The 2950-nt window shown below is 62.9% G+C and carries 2 protein-coding genes; one reads left to right on the top strand and one right to left on the bottom strand.

Features of this window, described 5'->3' with window-relative positions:
* On the bottom strand, positions 1-1979 hold a 1979-nt coding region (locus HGSM_RS00085), incomplete at its 3' end, for a PspC domain-containing protein (RefSeq protein ID WP_019146700.1).
* A gap of 139 nt (positions 1980-2118) precedes the next feature.
* Here HGSM_RS00085 and HGSM_RS00080 point away from each other — a divergent pair.
* A partial coding sequence (locus tag HGSM_RS00080) for an ATP-binding protein (RefSeq protein ID WP_154646234.1) occupies positions 2119-2950 on the top strand: 832 nt, incomplete at its 3' end.

Genomic DNA, 2950 nt, shown 5'->3' with positions numbered 1-2950 from the left:
CATGATGCTACCTCCGTGATGGTGACGTCTCCGACGCCCATGTTGATGTCGAGGTGAAGGACAACAGGCTGGCCGTCCTTAGCAGCCTGGCTGCTGTACTGGATCGAGTTGCCGATGCCACCGGAGTTCTCACCGGAGCCGGTACCCTCGGTGTGGTGGTTCACGGACCCGATGCCCATGTCGGTGGTTGCGGTGACAGACACTCCGGCCGGTACGAGTACGTCGATGTCGCCCATGCCGCCGTCGATGGGTATGACGAGTGGTTCGGTGTTACCGGCGAGGTCCGAGAACGGCAGTCCCGTGAGGTCGACCGTCATGTCTCCCATTCCGAACGAGTAGCCGTTCTCAACCTGCACGATGCTGGTGGGGGCGAAGGTCTGGTCCGAGAAGGTCTGGAAGCTGCTTGTAGTCACCCACTTGGGGAAGAACAGCACGCCTAGGATGAGGGCTCCGATGACCGAGAGGATCGCGAAGAGCCCGCCGGACCCCGAGGACCAGCCGCGGAAGCCGTTGTAGATTACGGCAAGTCCGCCGAGCACGATCGCGATTCCCGCGGTTAGGCCCCAAACGTTCACGTCTGCTGCGAGGTTGCCCGTGCGGTCAGCGATGAACAATCCCATTGCTGTCAGGAATGATAGCCCTAGGAGTGTGGCAAACTGCGTGGCTCCCGGGTTCTTTACCGGTGGGCGCTTGGTCTGAGGAGCGCTCCACTCCTGTGCGTAGTTGGCGCCAGCCGTGCGGGCTGAGGCGCGAGCTGGGGCGATGTACGGTGCGGCCGGTGGTACCGGCGTGGTGTACTGCGTGTCAGATTGGGTCATTGTGTCCTGCTGGTCCATCAAGATTGTCGACGATTCTGGCTCGGTGCCCACGCTGCTCGCGTTGGATTTCGAATCCGTCTCGTAAGAAGCGATCCCGATTGCTTCCGTGGCTGGCACCTGGTCGATTACCTCGGTTACGGTGACCTCGTGCTCGTTCGACGTGCTCGCGAGGGTGATGGTGTCATCGGTGGGCTCGGCGAGGGGTGTCGTGTTGTTGAGGGTTTCGGTGGCTTCGCTGGAGTTGGAAGCGTTGCTTGCCTCGGCGTCCGCTGCCTCGGAGGTTTTCACTGAGTCCGGCCCACCATCAGTTTCCGGGCCGCCCGCCTTTGGGTCGAAGGCAGATGCTCCCTGCTGGGAGTTGCTGGTCTGGCCATTGAAACCCTGGGTGCTAAAGCCCGGAGCTCCGGGGTATCCGGATGGACCCTGTGGGGCCGACTGGCCGTACGGACCCTGTGGTCCTCGAGGCCCGAACGGCCCCTGCGGACCGTTTGGTCCAAAACCGTTGTGTGGGCCTGCCGGGGGACGTCCCTGCCACTGCTGGTTCTTCCTGCTGGCCACGCGGGAATCTTTGACCTGCATGATCAGGTAGAACACGAGCGCACAGATGCCAAGCCAGAAGATTGTGGTCAGAGGCCACGGCACATCCACAATGCCAAAGACGAAGCCGCCGACGCCGCCCAGACCGATCAGCGCCGCGATGGCGATTCCGATCAGGGCACCATCAAAATTTCCGCGGATCATCTCCTCGGCGTGGATGCGCCCGTCGCGCTCTTCAGGCAGGAGTGCCCACGCCGCGGCGTACGCAAGAACGCCGATTCCGGTGCTCAGGCAGATGATCAGGATGATCACGCGCACGATAAGTGGGTCAACGTTGAGCCGTCGAGCGAGACCGCCTGCAACACCACCGACCCAGCGCTCTTCGGAGCGGAAGAACCCGGACCGGCGCATCGTGTCAAAGAACGCACGACCGCCATGGTGTCCGTTCCTGGGGTCAGATCCGGCTGGAGGGACCCACCCGTTGGAAGGCCCAGGGCCCTGGGGACCGCCGTAGTTGGGGCCGCTCCACTGCTGATTGCCGCCCGGGTAGCCACCCTGCTGGCCGGCTGGGCCTGGGCCGTGAGGGCCTTGGCCAAACTCTGGGTTCGAAGATTCGTTGTTCATGCCTCTATCTTTTCTTGGCACGGGACCAAAAACTATCGGGTATTACCCTGATCTTGGTGGTAGGGGTATAGCCCTGGTTCGACCCTGATCCACGCGTGGAACTCTCGCATTCGATTTCTTGGTATGACACGATCAACCTGTGTCTCTTTACTTGCCAAACATCGACGCGACCCCGAGGTTGCCGCTTCGCCGGCCAACTGACGGGCAGCGTCTTGCAGGAGTGTGCCAAGGGCTGGCGCTGCACTTGCGCGTTCCCGTTCGTACAGTCCGGGTCGTCTTTACCCTTGCAGCGGTCGCGGGTGGTATCGGCCTCGTGGCGTACATCTTTCTATGGCTGACTGTTCCGCGGGGCAACCCCCAAGAGCTCGCGGACGAGCTCAACATCGATGCGCGTCTCGCGACGGCGCCGACCGCTGTTGGCGTGGAGGCACCGCGTGCGGAACGCGACTGGTGGTCGCTGCTCCCGCTGCGAGATATCGCGATTGGGATCATCTTGGTTACGGTCACCGCGCTGCTCATTGCGGATCGGCTGGGTGCTCACCTGCAGTGGACATGGGTTGCGGCCGGCCTCATCGTGCTGGTGGGACTCTTCTTGGCGTGGGGTCAACTGGACTCGTCTCGTCGGGACAGCCTTCTCGCACAAGCGGGTGGACGCACGCCGAGCGGTGTTATTCGCATCGCGGGCGGAGTCGCGCTAGTTGTTATAGGCGCCTTGCTCGTGGTTGGCCAGGACCGTGGCACTCAACTCATGTGGCAGTCACTCCTCGCCTCGGTTGCTGTGCTGATTGGTGTCGCACTCGTGCTCGCGCCCTGGTGGCTTCGAACCCTCAACGCCCTGGGCGAGGAACGAGCAGCGAGCGCCATCGCCAAACAGCGCGCCGATATCGCCGCCCACCTGCACGACTCGGTGCTCCAAACACTCGCTCTCATCCAGCGTTCGGCCGACCAGCCAGGAGAGGTGACGCGGCTCG

The sequence above is a fragment of the Timonella senegalensis JC301 genome (assembly GCF_000312125.1).
GTDB classification, from domain to species: domain Bacteria; phylum Actinomycetota; class Actinomycetes; order Actinomycetales; family Cellulomonadaceae; genus Timonella; species Timonella senegalensis.
The sequence above is the reverse complement of the archived record's forward strand: the minus strand, read 5'-3'. Positions and strand labels throughout refer to the sequence as shown.